We start from the raw sequence: 17,218 nt of genomic DNA, 5'->3' as shown, positions 1-17,218 counted from the left end.
TCTGCTCCGGTGACGCCGTCAACCTTGAGCGTCGGGCCTTTGGTGTCCATATAGGTACGAAACGCAACGCCGGAGTGACTATCATGCAAACCCGCAACAAGGTTTTCGACGATCTGAGCCAACTTATGACCAACGCCATGGGCGTGGCGCAGGGGGCGAAAGAGGAGGCGGAGACCGCCCTCAAGGGCATGGTGGACCGCTGGCTGGCGGATCGCGACTTCGTGACCCGCGAGGAATTCGACGCCGTGCGCGCCATGGCGCAGAAGGCGCGTGAGGAGAACGAGGCGCTGAAGGCACGGCTGGATGCGCTGGAGACGGCCTCCAAATAGTGGATTGCTGACGGATTGCGCCCTGCTGCCGCAGGTCGCCACGGGGCGGGCGCGGGGCTTACGCCCCGCGCCCGCGGCGCGTCCGGGGTCCGGTCTTCGGGCATGTTCGGGTCTTGCCGGGTGTGGCGCGTCAGCGAGGGGCCGGCCCCTCGCGCTCCCCGAGGTATTTGGACAAGGTGAAACGGGGCCCGGGCGCCCGATTTCTGGTATACCGTTTGACTTGACGGGCCGCTTCGGTGTTTGTGTGAGCGCAAACGGGGAGGTGAGCCATGTATGTCGGTCTGGATCTCGGGACATCGGGCCTGCGGGCGCTGCTGGTGGGCGAGGACGGTGCGCCGGTCGCGAGCCTGTCGGAAAGCTATCAGACCGCGCATCCGCACCCGGGCTGGTCGGAGCAGGACCCGGCGGTCTGGGTGGCCGCTGTCGATGCCGTGCTGACACGGATGGCGGCAGAGCGTCCGGAGGACATGGCGGCGGTCCGGGGCATCGGCGTTTCGGGGCATATGCATGGGGCCGTCTGCCTCGATTCCGCGGGCGCGGTCGTGCGGCCCTGCATCCTGTGGAACGACACGCGCAGTTTTGCCGAGGCGGCCGCGCTGGATGCGACCGACGATGTGCGGGCGTTGTCGGGCAACATCGTCTTCCCGGGGTTCACCGCGCCGAAGCTGGCCTGGATGGCGGCGCACGAGCCGGATGCGTTTGCGCGCGTGGCGCATGTGGTGCTGCCCGCCGGCTACATGAACTTCCACCTGACCGGAGAGCTGTTCGCCGACATGTCGGACAGCGCGGGCACGTCCTGGCTCGACGTCGGCGCGCGCGACTGGTCGCCGCGGCTGCTGGAGGCCGGGGGCATGGCGCGGGCGCAGATGCCCCGGCTTGTCGAAGGCTCGGACGTCGGTGGGCAGCTTCGTCAGGACCTGGCCGCGCGCTGGGGCATGACGGGCACCGTGGCCGTGGTGGGCGGCGCGGGCGACAATGCGGCCTCGGCCTGCGGTGTGGGCGCGATGCGCGAGGGGCAGGGGTTCGTGTCGCTGGGCACCTCGGGCGTGCTGCTGACCGGGCGCGACGGCTATGCGCCGCTGCCGGAGAGCGCGGTGCACACCTTCTGCCACGCGGTGCCGGGGCAATGGTACCAGATGGGCGTGATCCTTGCCGCGACGGATTCCCTGAACTGGCTGTCCCGCGTCACGGGCACGGCACCGGCCGATCTGGCGCGCGAGGTTGGCGACGAGATCTCGGGGCCGGGTCGGCTGCGCTTCCTGCCGTATCTGTCGGGCGAGCGGACTCCGCACAACGACGCGCGCATTCGCGGCGGCTTCCTGAACATCGAGCAGGCGACGGATCGCCGCGCCATGACACAGGCGGTGATGGAGGGTGTCGCCTTTGCCATCGGCGACTGTGCGCTGGCGCTGCGCCAGACCGGCGTGGAACTGCAGAGCCTGCTGGCGATCGGCGGTGGTGCGGCCTCGCGCTACTGGGTCAAGACGATCGCCACCGTGTTGGGTGTGCCGCTGGACCTGCCGGAGGCCGGCGATTTCGGCGCGGCGCTTGGGGCGGCGCGCCTGGCGATGGTGGGCTGTGGCGCGGGGACGGTGGAGGATGTCATGGTGGCCCCCGCCGTGCGCGAGACCGTCGCACCGGATGCGGCCCTTGCCGACGCCTATGCCGAAGCATTCCAGGCGTATCGTGCGACATACCCGGCGGTGAAAGACCTGCCTTGACGCGTATCCTTGGGAGGGGACTTTAGATGACGACCGGATTTTTCGAAGGCATTGCACCGCTTCGCTACGAGGGCGCCGACAGCACGTCCGAGCTGTGCTTCCGCCACTACGACCCGGACGCGGTTGTAGTGGGCAAGCGGATGGAGGACCACCTGCGGTTCGCCGTGGCCTGGTGGCATTCCTTCGCCTGGGAAGGTGGCGATCCTTTTGGCGGGCAGACCTTCGTGCGCCCGTGGCATCCGCAGGACGACATGGGGCGGGCGAAGATGAAGGCCGATGTCGCTTTCGAGATGTTCGAGCTTCTGAACGTGCCGTTCTACTGCTGGCACGACGCGGACCTCCGCCCCGAACAGGGCGACTACGCGAAGAACCTGAGCACGATGGATGAGATCACCGACTACATAGGCGAGAAGCAGGCGGCCTCGAAGACCGGGCTATTGTGGGGCACGGCGAACATGTTCTCGGACCGGCGCTGGATGGGCGGCGCCTCCACCAACCCCGATCCGGATGTGTTCGCCTATGCCGCGGCCACGGTGAAAGGCTGCATGGATGCGACTCACAAGCTGGGTGGCCAGAACTACGTGCTGTGGGGCGGGCGCGAGGGGTACGAGACCCTGCTGAACACCGACCTAAACCAGGAGCTGGACCACATGGGGCGGTTTCTGTCGATGGTGGTCGACTACAAGCACAAGATCGGGTTCGAGGGCGCGATCCTCGTGGAGCCGAAGCCGCAGGAGCCGTCGAAACACCAGTACGACTTCGACGTGGCGACCTGCATCGGCTTCCTGCGCAAGTACGGGCTGGAGAGCGAGGTGAAGCTGAACATCGAGCAGGGGCACGCGATCCTGGCCGGGCACTCCTTCGAGCATGAGCTGGCCCTTGCAGCGGCGGAAGGGATGCTGGGCTCCATCGACATGAATCGAAACGATTACCAGTCGGGCTGGGACACCGACCAGTTCCCGAACAACGTGCCCGAGGTGGCGCTGGCCTATTACCACGTGCTGAAAGGCGGCGGATTCACCACGGGTGGGACGAACTTTGACGCCAAATTGCGCCGGCAGAGCATCGATCCGGTCGACCTGATCGCCGGGCATGCCGGCGGCATGGATGTCTGCGCGCGTGGGCTGAAGGCGGCAGCGGCGATGATCGAGGACGGCGGGCTGGAGCAGGCACTGGACGAGCGATACGCCGGTTGGCAGAGCGAGGCGGCACAGGCGATGCTGGGCTCGGACCTGGAGAGCATCCAGAAGCGGGTGCTGGACGAGGGGATCGAGCCGCAACCGCGCTCCGGCCGGCAGGAGAGGCTGGAGAATTACGTGAACCGTTTCGTCTGACGTCGGCGGTCTGCAGGGCGTCCAGCAGGGGAGAGGCCGTTTTTCAGGCAAGTGCGTTACGGTTTGCGGCCGTCCCGGGGGTAGAAGCTCTGTGCCAGGACTGCCGCGAAGTGGCTTGGAGCAATCGGACGTACCGGCCAGCGAAGCAGGCGGTCTGGCGCGGCGACGTGACCGTCGCGCGAAACCTTGTGCTTATTCGGTGGCTGTACCGGGGAAGGAAGGCGGCGCGTAGCCCCGCCCTACGATCTGTTCCGCGTCGGCACGATCTGCTGAACGATGCCGACGGCGATCAGGTAGACCGAGGTCACGACCAATCCCCAATGCGCCCAGCTCTCCGGGTGGAACTCGACCCACGCGGCCCAGCCTGCAAAGAATGTCCACGCCAGGGCGACCGGCAATGAAAGGGCGCGCCATCGCTCGGTCCGGACGGGATGGATGAACTTGAGCGGCAGGAACATCGCGACCGCCAGAACGGTGATCAGCAGGAGGATCACCCAGAACCCGGGTTTGATCGCGAAGAGCACGAGGATCAGCATGTTCCAGCACCCCGGGAAGCCCTGGAAGGAATTGTCGGTGGTCTTCATGCGGCTGTCCGCGAAATACATCGCGCTGGCGAAAGTGATGACGATGATCGCAAACCAACCTGTCCAGCCGGGCAGCAGGCCGCTCTGGAAGAGCGCGAAGGCCGGGATGAACACGTAGGTCAGGTAGTCGATGATCAGATCCAGAAGCACCCCGTCAAAGCGCGGCGCGTTGGTCTTGACGTCGTATTTCCGGGCCAGCGGTCCGTCCACGCCATCCACGGCGAAGGCAATGACCAGCCAGAGGAACATCACCGGCCAGTTCTCCTGAACCGCTGCCAGAAGAGCGAGCATAGCGAACACGGCGCCAGTGGCGGTGAGAAGGTGGACGCAGAGGGCGCGGGCTTCGATGGTCACTGTGGACTTCAGGCTCGGGGTCATCGACCTGTCATGGCGGAAATTGTGCGGGAAAGCAAACAATCAGACAGATTGGCCGACATGGCGCGTTCCATTGGGGCTTCGCCCCCACGGCCTCTTCCGAGGCCGTTCCCCCGAAGGTATTTGAACCAAGATGAAGGGCAGGGGCGGGCGGTTTCCCTTCATCTTGGTTCAAATACCTGTCTTCGCGCCGAAGGCGCGCGGGTCGTCTCGCGGGACGCGAGGCGAAATCCGGTTCAGTTGCCGGAGGGCGGGGTGCGCATGAGGTCGGCAAGACGTGTCAGGTCGGAGCCGAAGCCTTCTTCGACATGGCGGGCGGCGTTATGCCGTGCGTTTGCTGACTTGTTCTGGTTCAGCTTGAAGGTACTGGCGACGCTCAGGATTTCCAGACGGAAGGGCTGGATCATCCGGAGGAAACGGGCGGTCGTGTCCTCCGACATCTTGTCCATGGTCCAGGGCATCTTGCCGGGAATGAAGTCTTCGAAGGCGGCGGACTGGCGGGCGAGCATGCCGGGCAGTTCTTCGGGCTGCAGAGGGTGGAGGATGCCCGAGAGGTGCACGGCGACGTAGTTCCATGTCGGAACCTGGTCCTCAAGGCCGTACCAGTCCGGTGAGACATAGCCGTCGGGGCCGGTGATGGCGAGAGTCACTTCGCGCGGGACGCGGCAAGCGCGGGCGATTGGATTTGAGCGGGTCAGGTGCAGGTCGATGGTCCGGCCGTCCTCGGCCAGAAGGAAGGGCACATGCGCGAGATGTGGCGCGCCCTCGGTCGAGAGGCAGAGCGTGCCGAAGGCGCGGCTGCGGGCAAAGTCGAGCGCCACCGTCTCGTCAGTCTGGCGAAAGGCTGGGTTGGTGTGCATGGTGTCTCCTGCCCGGGGACCCGGGCGGTGGCGTTTCTCACATTCCGCCAGAGCAGCGAAAAGCCGGGGCCGCTTCGGGCGTGTCGTTTCATTCAGTGGCCGTCGTGGCGAGGGAGGTTCAGAGCGGCATGGCGGTCAGGCGGGCGCCCTCCGTACCGGTGATACGCGCGGCGACGATCCGGCCGGTCGGTTGCGGCGCGGCAAAGGTCACCTCGGTGAACTGCTCCGTGCGGCCCATGTCGGGGGCTTCCATGAGGATCTGCGCCGTGCGGCCGTCCTGTGCCGCAAGGTGACGGGCCACGGCGGCATCGCCCGCGGCGCGCAGGCGGGCGGCCCGCTCCCTGATCGTGGTGCCGTCGACCCGGTTCGGGATCTTCGCTGCGGGTGTGCCGGGCCGCGCCGAGTAGGGGAACACATGCAGCCATGTCAGGCCGCAGTCCTCCACCAGGCGCAGCGAGGCGTCGAAGTGTTCGTCCGTCTCGGTCGGGAAGCCTGCGATGATGTCTGCGCCGAAGGTCATGTCGGGGCGCAGGGCGCGCGCTTCTTCGCAGAAGCGGATGGCGTCGTCGCGCAGGTGGCGGCGCTTCATGCGCTTGAGGATCAGGTCGTGCCCGTGCTGGAGCGACAGGTGCAGGTGCGGCATCAGGCGCGGCTCTGTCGCGATGGCCTGCATCAGGGCGTCGTCGGCCTCGATGGAATCGATCGAGGAGATGCGCAGGCGCGGCACGTCGGTGAGCCTGAGAATGCGCAGCACGAGATCGCCGAGGCGCGGCTCTCCGGGCAGGTCGGCCCCCCAGGACGTCAGGTCGACGCCGGTCAGCACGACCTCGTTGTAGCCTTCCTGCACGAGCCGCTTGATCTGATCGACCACGACACCGGCGGGCACGGAGCGCGAATTGCCGCGGCCATAGGGGATGATGCAGAAGGTGCAGCGGTGGTCGCAACCGTTCTGCACCTGCACGTATGCGCGCGAGCGGGTGCCGAAGCCGTCGATCAGGTGGCCGGCGGTTTCCTCGACCGACATGATGTCGTTGACCAGCACGCGCGGCGTGTCGCCGATGAAGTCGGGCGTCAGGCGCTGCCATGTCTCCGGCGCCATCTTTTCGGTGTTGCCGATGACGTGGGTGACCTCGTCCATCGCAGCAAAGCTGTCGGGGTCGATCTGCGCGGCGCAGCCGGTGACGATCAGCGGTGCGTCGGGGTTGTCGCGGCGCAGACGGCGGATCTCCTTGCGGGCCTTGGCCACCGCCTCGGAGGTGACGGCGCAGGTGTTGACGATCATCGCGTCGGTCAGCCCGGCGTCGGCGGCGAGGCGCTTCATCGCCTCGGTTTCGTAGGCGTTCAGGCGGCAGCCCAGTGTGGTGAACCGTGGCGCGTCGGTCATTGGCACAGCCACTCTGCGGTCAGCGTGCCCGTGAAGACGTGCGATGTGGGGCCGGTCATCCAGACGCCGTCCTCGCGCCAGTCGACATGCAGCGTGCCGCCGTCGAGGTCGATGTGCACGGCGCGCCCGGTCAGCCCTCGGCGCGCGGCGGCGACGGCGGTGGCGCATGAGGAAGAGCCGGATGCCAGTGTCAGCCCCGCGCCGCGTTCCCAGACCCGCATCCGCAGGTGGTCGGGGCCGATCAGGGTGGCCACCTGCACATTGGTCCGCTGCGGGTAGAGGGGGTGATGCTCGATCCTCGGGCCGAAGTCCGTGAGGTCAACGGCTTCCGCATCCGCCACGAAGAAGGTGCAGTGTGGGTTGCCCATGGACGTCGCCACGGGGTCGCCGTCAATGGGCAGGTGCAGGGTGTCCACTTCGCTTGCCAGGGGGATATTCTGCCAGTCGAGAACGGGCGGGCCCATGTTCACCGATGTCATGCCGTTGCCGGTATCCACCGCCTGCAGCGCGCCGTGGTCCGTGGTCAGGACAAGGCGATCCTTGCCGGTCTCGGTCATCAGGTGGCGGGCGATACAGCGCGTGGCATTGCCACAGGCCGCCGAGGTGGACCCATCGGAGTTCAGGAACACGAGGTGCGCGTCGGCATTGCCGCCCGGCTCGATCAGGGCGAGCTGGTCGAAGCCCACGCCCATGTGCCGGTCCGCCAGCCGCATGGCCAGTTCGGGCGTCACCTGGACGCTGCGCGCACGTGCGTCGATGACAACGAAATCGTTGCCCAGCCCGTGCATTTTCATGAAGGGCAAACCTGTCGCGCGCGCGTGATCCATGGCGCCCATATACGCCCGAAGACCAGCGCGCGCCAGAGGGGGCGGCAGGGTCTCCGCTTACTCCGTCACGTCCATGAAACGGCGCTCGGCGGCTTCGAGGAAGGGCACCAGCATGTCGGTGGTCGACTGGCGGTCGGCAAACCACGCGGCCGTCCGGCAAAGATGCGCGGCAAGCAGCGGGTGGCGGCCCACATCGTCCCGTTCCACGATCTCTTCGATGGAGCGCCAGCCGCGCGATTCGACCTCCCCCAGGATCAGCTTCAGCCGCTGGATGCAGTGCAGAACCGTGTAGATGGACAGGTACTCCATGTAATGGTCGAAATCATGCCCGCAGGACGGGTCGAAGCCGTCCTCGACGATCTCCAGCATCGTCTCTGCGTCGACCGGCCAGCTTTCGTCGCCGATCAGCCAGGCAAAATCCTCCGCCCCGTGGCGCATTCCGGCGTATTCGAAATCGAACCATCGCAGGCGACCGTCATCGCCAAGCGCGGCATTTCCGGAGCGGCAGTCCCACTTGACGAACTGGATGCCGCACTGGTCGAGGTAGGCGGGCAGTTCCACGCGGTTGAAGCTGTCGGGGATACCGCGGTCCAGCAATGGCCCGAGGATGTCGACATCGTTCACCAGTTGGGCCAGCCATTCGGCATTGTTGCCGAGCCGGGGCAGGGTGGTGCCAAGATCGGTGTGCCGGGCGGCCGCCTGTATGCGGAAGATCGCGGCCACCGCGTCCTCTGCCAGCGCGACACGGTCCGCAGCGGCGTGCTTGCGGATTTCCGTGTTCAGGCGGCGGCTGCCCACGTCGGACTGGAACATGATGTCGCCCATGACGCCATGGCAGACGGGGACGTCGTCGCAGACCGGCGCCAGTTTCTGGAGGATGAACGCCTCGAGATGCGTGCGGCGGAAGTTCGGACGCAAGGAACCGATCACCGTCATGTCGTCGAAATGCAGGCGCAGGCTCGCCCGGCTTTCGCCGCCGGGAAAGCTGATGTCGCGCACGGGCCGTTGAAACAGGGCTTCGGCGCCTGCCTTGATGCGTTCGTGTTTCCGCAGGGTCTTGTTCACGGGTCTGCCCCCTCAGCTTGCGCCACGCATGTTTCCCGACGTCCATGCGTAGCAGGTGATTCGTTCATCATTGCGGCGATTCCCGGTTCCGGATGCGACGGAATTGTGGCGGCGATCCGGGCCATTGTTGCCGGACCTCGTGACAGTTCCGGGGCGTGCCAGTGACGCAAGGTCATCTTCGAAACAATACCTGCATGACTGGGTCTGAAATTTGGCGAAACCATGACCTTGTGCCCACAATCCCTGATCTGGGTGGGGGCCTGGACAGCGCAAGCGGAACGTTTTTCGGGTTCGGCTCTATGCGCGGAGGGCGTGGAGTAGACACATGTTCAATTCATATTGGAGCTTCCCGAAGCTGGGACATTCCGGAAAGACCTGCACCAGCAGGGGATCTGATGGTGACAAGGGCTCGCATGGCAGCAAGGGGTCGCACGGCTCCAGAGGGCATCACGCCAGCGGCGGCACCAAAAGCAACTTCTTCGACAAGTGGTTCGGTGGAACGGACGGCTCCGGCGGCACGAAGGCGGGACATGGCTGGAAAGGCTCCCACGGGTCGGACGGTACGAAAGGCGGGCACGGTTCCAAAGGGACCGGGGGCTCGCACGCGGCGGACGGAACCAAAGGTACACATGGTTCGCACGGCAAGGGTGGCTCCGGGGGGACGGGGGGATCGAAGGGGTCGCATGGCTCCAACGGCACCCGCGGATCGCATGGTTCGGATGGGACGAAGGGTTCGCAAGGCACTGCAGGTTCCAATGGGTCGGGCGGAACCGGCGCGAGCTGCGGCAAGTCCTACCATAACGGCGGTGTCGAAGGGCACGGCTTCTCCGACTGGTACGACAAGCATCTGGCCGGTCATTTCGGTGGGCACTGCGACGACGGCGGGCAAGACGACGGCCATGGCGGCTCCGGTGGCACCGGCGGTTCGGGCGGTTCGAAAGGGACCGGCGGATCTGGCGGGTCCAGGGGGACGGGCGGCTCCAAAGGGTCCGGCGGCACGGGCGGTGCTTGTGGGACCGGCGGCACGCGTGGCACCGGCGGCACTTCGGGCGGGTACGACCCGGATACCTGCACGTCCGGCGTCGTCCTCGACTTGACCGAGGATGGACCGCTGAAGGTCATCAACCTCGAGGAAGATCCGGGCGACCAAACCCTGTCGGGCTCCGTCGAGTATCTGGACGAGGAGGGCGCCACTTTGGGCTTCGGCCACTTCCAGGGCGTGACCGAGATCCGGATGCCTGACCCGGACCTTCCGGACGGCCCGGATGGAGAGCCGCGCGATGAAGTCGTAACCGGGGATGACGGTTGGATCTCGCTTGAGGACCTGTTCACCAATGTGGAGTGTCCCGAAGATGAGCAGACCGTGCATGACGCGCCCGAAGACGAGCCGCAGGACGACTGGGCTCACATGATGTAGGCAGCGGCCGATTCTCCGCTAAATCGGCGCCCGCTCCCTCCCGGAGCGGGCGCTTTTTCGTTTAGACACAAGCCATTCCGCGATACTGCAAAAGGGAGGAGAAAAAGCCGGTTATCGGGGTTGACGGGATTCGCAGTTGTGACTAGACAGCGCTCCACACAGTGGGCCGTTAGCTCAGTTGGTAGAGCAACTGACTTTTAATCAGTGGGTCGCAGGTTCGAATCCTGCACGGCTCACCACTGATCACAAAATGTCCTTTCCCTGCTTGGGGTTGGTTTCGTAGTTGACGAACCGCTCTAGAAGGTTTGGCAGATTGTGCTCGCCATTCGGGCGGGCGATCAGTTTCCAATCGCAGAATTGGTCATGCCTACTCGGTCAGCGATCTCGGTGTAGCGTTGCAAGACGGCTAGCGGTTTTGGGCCCGTGACTGCGCCGATCTCTTTGGCTTCGGCCAAGGAACGGGCGCACGCCTTGCGCAGCCCGTGTGCGGTGTAGGCTGGCAAGCCGACCTCTTCTCATCACTCCCGCATGTAATTGCCAAACTTCTCAGCTGTGCGTTCTGCACCACGATTCGTTGCGAGAAAGGGACGGTCTTCGGGAAGCCTGCCCGGCAAATCAAGTAAGCCCGCGTGCATTGGGGTTCTGACTGGAACGCCACCGATCCACGCTGTCTTCTTACGACGGTACTCGATGCGCTCGGACTTCAGATTCCACGGGCTGAGCTTCACCGCATCCACGCCGGCGCCTGCGGCATGCCGATGTTTAGGCCGGGTCGCGTTGTGAGCGTGTATTCGTCCTTGAAGAGGTAGCCGCTTCGTTGACCGCGATGAGGATGTCGAAGGGCGGGATGATGGAGCCCACATGGACGTGCCCGGGCCAGACGGCGCGATAGAGCACGGACGTGCCTGTCCGCGACAATGACTCTGCCACGCCCCGGGCTTCGTTCGATTGTCTGTGAAAGTCGCTCCGGGAACCCTCCGGAGCGACGGTCGTTCATGTACAAGGTCAGCCGGCGAGAAGGCTTCGGATCTTTCCGACCGCTCGCTCAGGATCTTCTTGATAGTTGATGGGTTTGTAAAAGCGGCCATCCTCATCGAAAAGCAGCACCATCGCCGAGTGGTCCATCGTATAGCCGCCGTCCTTGAGCGGCACCTTCTGTGCGTAAACGCGGAAGGCGCGGATGGCCTTGTCGATCTCCTCGCGGGAGCCGGAGACGCCGGTCACGCCTTCCGCCCAGGAGACGTAATCGCCAAGCATCTCGGGCGTGTCCCGCTCCGGGTCCACCGTGACAAAGAAGGTGCGGATCGGGCCGAGGCCGTCCTCTGCCAGCATGTCCTGCCAGACACTGATATCGCCGAGCGTTGTCGGGCACACTTCGGGGCAATGGGAAAAGCCGAAGAACACCGCAGACGGCGCGCCGTCGAGCGTGTCTTCGGTGAAGGTGCCGCCATCACTCGTGACAAGCGCGTAGTCGCCATGACCGAGCCTGTCGGTGACGCTTTGGTTCAGGCGCGGCTCGAGGATGTAAAACCAGCTCAAGGCGAGAAGGGCCAGCAGAGCCAGCCCTCCCCATGCCACGAGCGCGATTTTGCGCAACGGGCTCATCAATGGCTCCCGTGCTCATGCGCCGCGCCGCCGGCATCACGCGCCACGACTGGCATGGTCACCGTCACCTCGCCGGCCTTCTCGAATGTAAGCGTGACCTCGGCGCTGTCGCCTTCGGACAGCGGCCCGGCGAGATCCATGAACATCACGTGGTAGCCGCCGGGTTTCAGCGTCACCGTCTGGCCAGCCGGAATTGGAAGGCCGTCTTCCAGTTCGCGCATCCGCATGACATCGCCGTCCATTGCCATCTCGTGGACCTCCATCCGGCCCGCGGCTGCAGAACGTGCCGCGATGAGCGTGTCATCCGTCTCACCGGTATTGGTGAGGGTCATGAAGCCGCCCGCCACGGGCTGGTTCGGCAGCGTGGCCCGCGCGAAGGGCGCCGAGATTTCAAGATCGCCAAGCGTCACCGTCGCGCCCTTCTTCATTGCGGCATCGCCATGGCCGTGGCCATGTCCGTGCCCCCCGTCGCCCGAGACGAGCATCAGCGACGGCGCCGGGTTCGGAACGTCGTGGGATCCGCTGATATCGGTCCAATCCGCTGTGCCATTTGCGCAGGTCTGAACCGCCGGGAAGTAGAGCGCTTCGCCGGCGGCAAGCTGCGGGCCGACGGCGCCGCGGATTGTGAACTCGTCATAGAATTCGTCCGGCAGATCGCCGCCGGACCATGTCACCGCGCGCACGCCCTCGGTCATCTCGCGGCCGTGGTTGTTGTAGGGCGTCTCGTAGGCTCCGGTCTCGGTGGTCAGCTCCCAGCCGGCTTTGGGCATCGGCTTCACGGCATAGAAACCTTCGGGGATCTCGAAGCGCACGGCATTTGTGGCCTCGCCGTCGCAGCCATGCGGAATGCGCAGGGTGATCTTGGTGGTTGCGCCGATCGCGGCCTCTTTCTGCTCGAGCGTTGCATGGGCGAAGGCTGTGCCGGACAGCGCGAAAAGGGCCGCCGCGGCGGTCAGAGTGGTCTTGATGAACATATGTCTGTCTCCAGTCGGAAGGAACACGCGCGCAAAGGGCGGCGTCCCGGAAAAATCCCGCTCCGGCCAATGCGAAGCGGACCAAGATGTCAGGGATCAGACGTGGCGCGGCGGCGCGCGGGGAGATGCGTGGACCCGGATATCCTGCGGCCCGACAACGAGGTCGTGCCCCAAACGATGGGCAATGACCCGGGTGATGCGGGCAGCGTCGTCAGGTGCGGCGATGCGGGGCGCATCGGGCAGCTTGTGGCAGAACGGGCAGTGATGCTTCTCTCCGTCATCGGAAAGACCGCAGAGCGCATCGAGCGTTTCGCCCATCGCCAGGAGGGTGGCCTGGCGTTCCATTGTCCCGCGGTCCGGTGCCATCTCATACGCGGACACGGCACTCAGCACCGCGAAGAGACACGCGACAAGAAAGGGTGTGAACGTGCGGGCGCAATGGCGAAGCATGCGCCATCTATAGACCCGACGTGCTGGTGTTTAAATGGCCAATCGTCGCATGCAACTGCGGGCTCAGAAATGACTGGTTCAAGCATATGTTGTGCAGATCCAGCGCGTAGGTGGCTCTGTCATTGTCCGGAGCGATCATTCCGCACCTAAGTAGAAAAACGCTGAACGTCAGAAAGGTCCCGCAGAGGGTGAGGAATTTGTGGCCAAGACTCCGCAGCCGCAGTGGAAGGCAGGAAGTTCGAATCTGCACTGCAGTGAATAGTGCCGATTTGGAGGTCGTTTATCGATGTAATGCTGGTGTTTGCCGGATACGGCGTCGGCATTGTCTTGCCTGTCGCGCCGATCCCCAGATTCTCTTCGGTTCCTGCTGTTTTGCGGTTCACAGGGACGATCTGAGCGCATCGATGGTGCTGTTGAGAAGGTCCAGCCCCGGGGCGATCCGATCGCGCGGGATCGACGACACTCCGATGCGAAACCTGGAACGTCCGGCACCCTCTTGTTGGTAACAAGGCCAGATCGGCTCGACCAGGATACCGTGGCTGGCCGCTTCGGAGGCAATGGTTTGCGCGTCGAGTTTCGCTTCGGGATCGCAGGCGACAAAGTTGGTGCTGCCAAACGCTCCGGTAAACTTCAAGGCGGACACCTGACTTCCGAGCGCCGACGAAGCAATGTTCCAACGCTCTTCCTGGTCACGCTTCTTGCGCAGCAACAGCCCGTCGTAGAACGCCTGTTCAAGGAACACCGCCGCCGTATGCTGCAGCAGGAACGGCGGGTGGCGCATGACCATGCTTCGGCAGTCTCTGGCTGCGGCAATGAATTTTGGCGAGGCGTTCAAGTAACCAAGCCTGAGACCGGGTGCGAGGCTTTTGGAAAGGCTCCCCAGATAGATGACGCGGTCGGCTGTGTCAGACGCCCTGAGCGACATGGGAGGAGAGGGCCGAAAGTCCACGTCGCACGCGTAATCGTCCTCGATGATGTAGAAGTCATAGGCCTCGGCGGCTTCCAGCAATTCCCTGCGTCGCCGGTCGGACAGGGTGACGCCGGTCGGGAATTGCCGGTTGGGGGTGGTATAGACCAGATCGACGCCGCGCAGGCGTTCATCCACGATCAGACCCTCCTCATCGACCGGTTGTGCAACCACCTTGCCGAAGTTTGCGCTCAGGATCCGGCGGGCATCGGGATAGCCGGGGTCTTCCATCGCGGCAACGCTGCCGGACGCGCCGAACAGATAGCTGGTCAGGAAGATGCCGTTTTGCGAGCCGAGCGTGATCAGCGTGCTGTCCGTTTCTGCAAAGATCCCGCGGCGCGGCAGGACTCGCTGGTTTACCTGTTCGATCAGCTCGGGGCTGTCGTCGTTATCTCCGTCCGCCGACCAGAGATTGACGCTCTTGCGGGCCATGGCGATGCGCGAGCATTCCCGCCACTCCGCCACCGGAAAGTCGGCCTCGTCGATCTGGTTGCAGACGAAAGGATACGGATAGCGCCGCCAGTCTTTCGGGCGTTGAATGGTGGTGATCTTTTCGGTCTGCGCGCAGCGGTTCAGCTTGGCGGTGATCGGCGCTCCGCCCGGGCGGGGCGGATGTGCGCGCACCGGCATGTCTGTGTGCACACCGCTCTTGGCACTGACAAAGAACCCGGACCGCGGGCGCGCCTCGATAAGCTCTTCGGTTTCGAGCCGGGAATACGCGGAGGTCACCGTGTTCACCGCCACGCCCAGATCGCGCGCCAGTCCGCGGCAGGACCAGAGCTTTCGTCCGGGCGGAAGGACGCCCTTGAAGATCAGGCGCGAGATTTGCGCAGTGATCTGGTCGCTCAGCCCGGCACCTTGGCACCGGTCAATCCTGATCGGCAGGATCATGTGCGGCCTACGTGACCGTGGCAGAGCCGGTGCGCGCAGAGGCAGGCCGGGACCGGGACTTTTGTGAAAGCGCCATGACGGCAAGCATGACGAGCATGGCAAGAACGTTCATAAGGCCGAGTGGGAACATGAGCAGGAGCATCGGGACGCAGCGCAACAGCCTCCGGATCATCCAGCGAAACCCGCCCGAAAACCCCTTTCCCGTGGCCGGACTGCCGGGATCTCGTTCAAGGCGGCGCAGGCCGAAAAACAGCACAGATGCGCACAGGAAAATTGCCTGTACGGGGGCAGAGGTGATCCTCAGTTGTGGCGATAGGACGCCCAGACCCTGCGCCAGGATCTGAACCAGCGCCCCCGCGCCGCACAGGCACAGCAAGCCCGCGCAGATCCCCATCCGGAAACGCGCATTGGTTTCCGGCCATGTCCGCGCCAGTGCGCCGCCACAGGCCCACGACGGCAGCACCATCGCAAGAACCATGGACAGCCACATGACGGCGATTTCCGCAATCACCGCAAAGGCCTGGCGGTCTGGCTGGAAGGCACAGAGGGCCGCCGGGTCAAGCAAGGCGCTGAAATCGTGGAACACGTGAAGCCGCACCATGTCGACAGCCTGCATGCCGGGCCCAAAAGGTGTCAGGGCGCCCAGAGGGTCCGGGCGTGCCAGCATGCCGAACATAGCCAGCCATCCCGCACAGCACAGGGCCGCGAGGGAGATCGGGAGGCTGTGCCGGAGGAGTCCGTTCGGCATGCTGACGCTGCGCACTCAGAAGCTGCCCTGCTTGCAGTAGCAGGACGACCGGACCGGAACGTCGACACGCCCCTTTGCCAGCGTCAGACGCTGGCCGACCAAGGCGGCCTCGGCGTCGCGGCCCAGCTTCTTGAGGCATTCGTTGTAACCCTGAAGGCTCCAGACGTTGTCCGGGTGGTGGACGGCCCGTGGCAGCGATGGATCCAGCCCCAGATCCTGCTCGTAGACGCGGGCCGAGTCCTCTACATGACCTTGCTCCAGAAGCAACGCGGCAAGCGCGTGACGGGTCGGCTGCATCCAGCCCCAGGGCTCGTCGTAGGGCAGGTTGTCGCTCAGATCGACCGAGTTGCGCAGATGGGCGAAAGCCTGATCGTAGTTGGCCTTGCGATACTCGATCTCGCCCAGCATCATTTCGCGTGCCACTGTCAGGATGTCGCGGCAGGTGTTGTTGAAGAGCATCCGGCTTTCGGGCACCAGCGCAAATGCCTCTTCGAAGTGTTTCGCCTCTGTCTCGGCTTCGGGGACGCGGTTGCTGGCGGCATAGGCCACGGCCTTGGCGTAGCGCATCATGGCGTTGGTCACGCAGAACAATTCGCTGTTCTCGGGTTGCGCCTGGGCCACGATCTCGTCCCACTTGCCGAAGCGGATATAGACGTGCTGCTGCACCGAGATGAAGCCTTCGAGCCAGTCCGCCATCGGCGGCGACTGAACCGTCAGCAGGTCTTCGGGCAGGGTGGCGACCATCTCGGTCGCGGCCTCGATGGCCGGCGTGTACTGGCCCAGGAACATCGCTCCGTAGACCTTGAAGTGGTAGTTGTGGCAGCGGTAGAGCGAGTAGAAATTGATCGCCCCCTCGCGCTCCAGATACTTCCGATCCGCCTTGACCGCGTCACCGTTCGAAGCGACCACGCGTTCGTAATGGCCGCACAGCACGTCGATGTGCGTAGGCATATGCCGCAGGTGACCGGAGTCGGGCACCAGATCGCGCAAGGCGTCCCCGGCACGCAAGGCGCGCTCTGGAAACGGCGACATTTCCATCAGGTGAATATAGATGTGCAGCAAGCCCGGATGCCGGTAGGCTTCGGGCCGCTTCAGCGCGCGTTCGCTGACCTCGACGGCTTCGGCTGTGCTGGCGCCCTCGGCGATGGCGCCGGTCCCAAGATCCCAAAGCGCCCATGGCGTCCGGTTCATGATGGCCTCGCAGAAGAAGGTGACCACGGTCAGATCGTCGGGAAACTGCGTGTAGACCTCCCGCATGGCGTCGGCGAAATCGTCGTTCCATACGCAGAACCCTTCGAGCCCGGGCACCTCGGCGCTCTGGTATCGCTTGGCGAGGGCGGAAATCAGCGCCGCCTCAAGTTCCGATGCGTGCTCGGCCTTTTCCAGTGCGCGGCGGCTGTAGTCGAAGGCCCGCTCCAGCGACAGTTGCATGTCCGCGTCGTCGAAGGCCTCCCAAGGCTTGTTGTAGTTGCAGCCAGATGCGTAGGACACGCCCCAATATGCGATGGCAAGATTGGGGTCGTGCTCGATCGCCTTGAGAAAGCAGGCGATCGCCTCGTCATGGTTGTAACCGAAGCACCAGACCACGCCGCGATCAAACCATGTCTGCGCTTCAGGGGACTGGGTCGAAACCGCGTAGCTGTAGTCACCAAGGTCGTAATAGTCGGACATAGGATACTCCTTGTGT

At 64.6% G+C, this 17,218-nt stretch carries 15 protein-coding genes and 1 tRNA gene; 5 read left to right on the top strand and 11 right to left on the bottom strand.

The features are described 5' to 3' along the window. Positions 1–83: 83 nt before the first annotated feature. The 3 genes from ABFK29_RS20350 to xylA all read left to right on the top strand — a co-directional run bounded on the left by ABFK29_RS20350 (position 84) and on the right by xylA (position 3,384). Positions 84–329: an accessory factor UbiK family protein gene (locus tag ABFK29_RS20350; protein ID WP_005864244.1), complete on the top strand. Its 246-nt coding sequence runs from the start codon at positions 84–86 to the stop codon at positions 327–329. A gap of 269 nt (positions 330–598) precedes the next feature. Continuing rightward, positions 599–2,050 (top strand): xylulokinase, encoded by a 1,452-nt coding sequence (gene xylB / locus ABFK29_RS20345; RefSeq protein WP_005860285.1) that lies wholly within the window; start codon positions 599–601, stop codon positions 2,048–2,050. A 26-nt stretch (positions 2,051–2,076) separates the two neighbouring features. Continuing rightward, the gene (gene xylA / locus ABFK29_RS20340) at positions 2,077–3,384 is read left to right on the top strand and encodes a xylose isomerase (protein ID WP_005860282.1); all 1,308 of its coding nucleotides are present in this window, start codon (positions 2,077–2,079) and stop codon (positions 3,382–3,384) included. Positions 3,385–3,623: 239 nt separating this feature from the next. On the opposite strand, the gene ABFK29_RS20335 is transcribed toward xylA, so the two are convergent. The 5 genes from ABFK29_RS20335 to ABFK29_RS20315 all read right to left on the bottom strand — a co-directional run bounded on the left by ABFK29_RS20335 (position 3,624) and on the right by ABFK29_RS20315 (position 8,479). Next, positions 3,624–4,346 (bottom strand): CDP-alcohol phosphatidyltransferase family protein, encoded by a 723-nt coding sequence (locus ABFK29_RS20335; protein ID WP_005860280.1) that lies wholly within the window; start codon positions 4,344–4,346, stop codon positions 3,624–3,626. Between the two features lie 233 nt (positions 4,347–4,579). Continuing rightward, a complete protein-coding gene (locus ABFK29_RS20330; RefSeq protein WP_005860278.1) occupies positions 4,580–5,203 on the bottom strand; it encodes an FMN-binding negative transcriptional regulator in 624 nt (207 codons plus the stop codon). 118 nt (positions 5,204–5,321) lie between these two features. Continuing rightward, entirely contained in the window at positions 5,322–6,587 is a 1,266-nt protein-coding gene (gene mtaB / locus ABFK29_RS20325; protein ID WP_005860276.1) for a tRNA (N(6)-L-threonylcarbamoyladenosine(37)-C(2))-methylthiotransferase MtaB, read from the bottom strand. Beyond that, positions 6,584–7,423 (bottom strand): diaminopimelate epimerase, encoded by an 840-nt coding sequence (gene dapF / locus ABFK29_RS20320; protein WP_005860274.1) that lies wholly within the window; start codon positions 7,421–7,423, stop codon positions 6,584–6,586. The genes mtaB and dapF overlap by 4 nt, the downstream gene beginning before the upstream one ends. 48 nt (positions 7,424–7,471) lie before the next feature. Next, positions 7,472–8,479 (bottom strand): hypothetical protein, encoded by a 1,008-nt coding sequence (locus ABFK29_RS20315; RefSeq protein ID WP_005860272.1) that lies wholly within the window; start codon positions 8,477–8,479, stop codon positions 7,472–7,474. 325 nt (positions 8,480–8,804) lie between these two features. Here ABFK29_RS20315 and ABFK29_RS20310 point away from each other — a divergent pair, with 325 nt between their 5' ends. Continuing rightward, positions 8,805–9,896, top strand: a complete 1,092-nt coding sequence (locus ABFK29_RS20310; RefSeq protein WP_005860270.1) for a hypothetical protein — start codon at positions 8,805–8,807, stop codon at positions 9,894–9,896. A gap of 163 nt (positions 9,897–10,059) precedes the next feature. After that, a tRNA-Lys gene (locus ABFK29_RS20305) sits at positions 10,060–10,135 on the top strand. Positions 10,136–10,901: 766 nt separating this feature from the next. Here the strand turns inward: ABFK29_RS20305 and ABFK29_RS20300 are convergent. From ABFK29_RS20300 to ABFK29_RS20275, 6 genes are all read right to left on the bottom strand, one after another. Continuing rightward, the gene (locus ABFK29_RS20300) at positions 10,902–11,501 is read right to left on the bottom strand and encodes an SCO family protein (RefSeq protein ID WP_005860268.1); all 600 of its coding nucleotides are present in this window, start codon (positions 11,499–11,501) and stop codon (positions 10,902–10,904) included. Beyond that, entirely contained in the window at positions 11,501–12,475 is a 975-nt protein-coding gene (locus tag ABFK29_RS20295; protein ID WP_005860266.1) for a DUF1775 domain-containing protein, read from the bottom strand. The genes ABFK29_RS20300 and ABFK29_RS20295 overlap by 1 nt, the downstream gene beginning before the upstream one ends. Positions 12,476–12,571: 96 nt before the next feature. Further along, positions 12,572–12,820 (bottom strand): hypothetical protein, encoded by a 249-nt coding sequence (locus ABFK29_RS20290; RefSeq protein WP_050772437.1) that lies wholly within the window; start codon positions 12,818–12,820, stop codon positions 12,572–12,574. A 484-nt stretch (positions 12,821–13,304) separates the two neighbouring features. After that, complete coding sequence (locus ABFK29_RS20285) at positions 13,305–14,783, bottom strand: PLP-dependent aminotransferase family protein (protein WP_005860263.1); 1,479 nt, start codon at positions 14,781–14,783, stop codon at positions 13,305–13,307. Between the two features lie 7 nt (positions 14,784–14,790). Then, a complete protein-coding gene (locus tag ABFK29_RS20280) occupies positions 14,791–15,531 on the bottom strand; it encodes a hypothetical protein (RefSeq protein WP_157136525.1) in 741 nt (246 codons plus the stop codon). A 15-nt stretch (positions 15,532–15,546) separates the two neighbouring features. Then, positions 15,547–17,202, bottom strand: a complete 1,656-nt coding sequence (locus tag ABFK29_RS20275; RefSeq protein ID WP_005860258.1) for a tetratricopeptide repeat protein — start codon at positions 17,200–17,202, stop codon at positions 15,547–15,549. Positions 17,203–17,218 lie beyond the last annotated feature (16 nt).

Origin of the sequence: Sagittula stellata E-37 (genome assembly GCF_039724765.1) — a bacterium.
Taxonomy (GTDB): domain Bacteria; phylum Pseudomonadota; class Alphaproteobacteria; order Rhodobacterales; family Rhodobacteraceae; genus Sagittula; species Sagittula stellata.
This window is presented reverse-complemented; position numbering and strand designations above follow the sequence as displayed.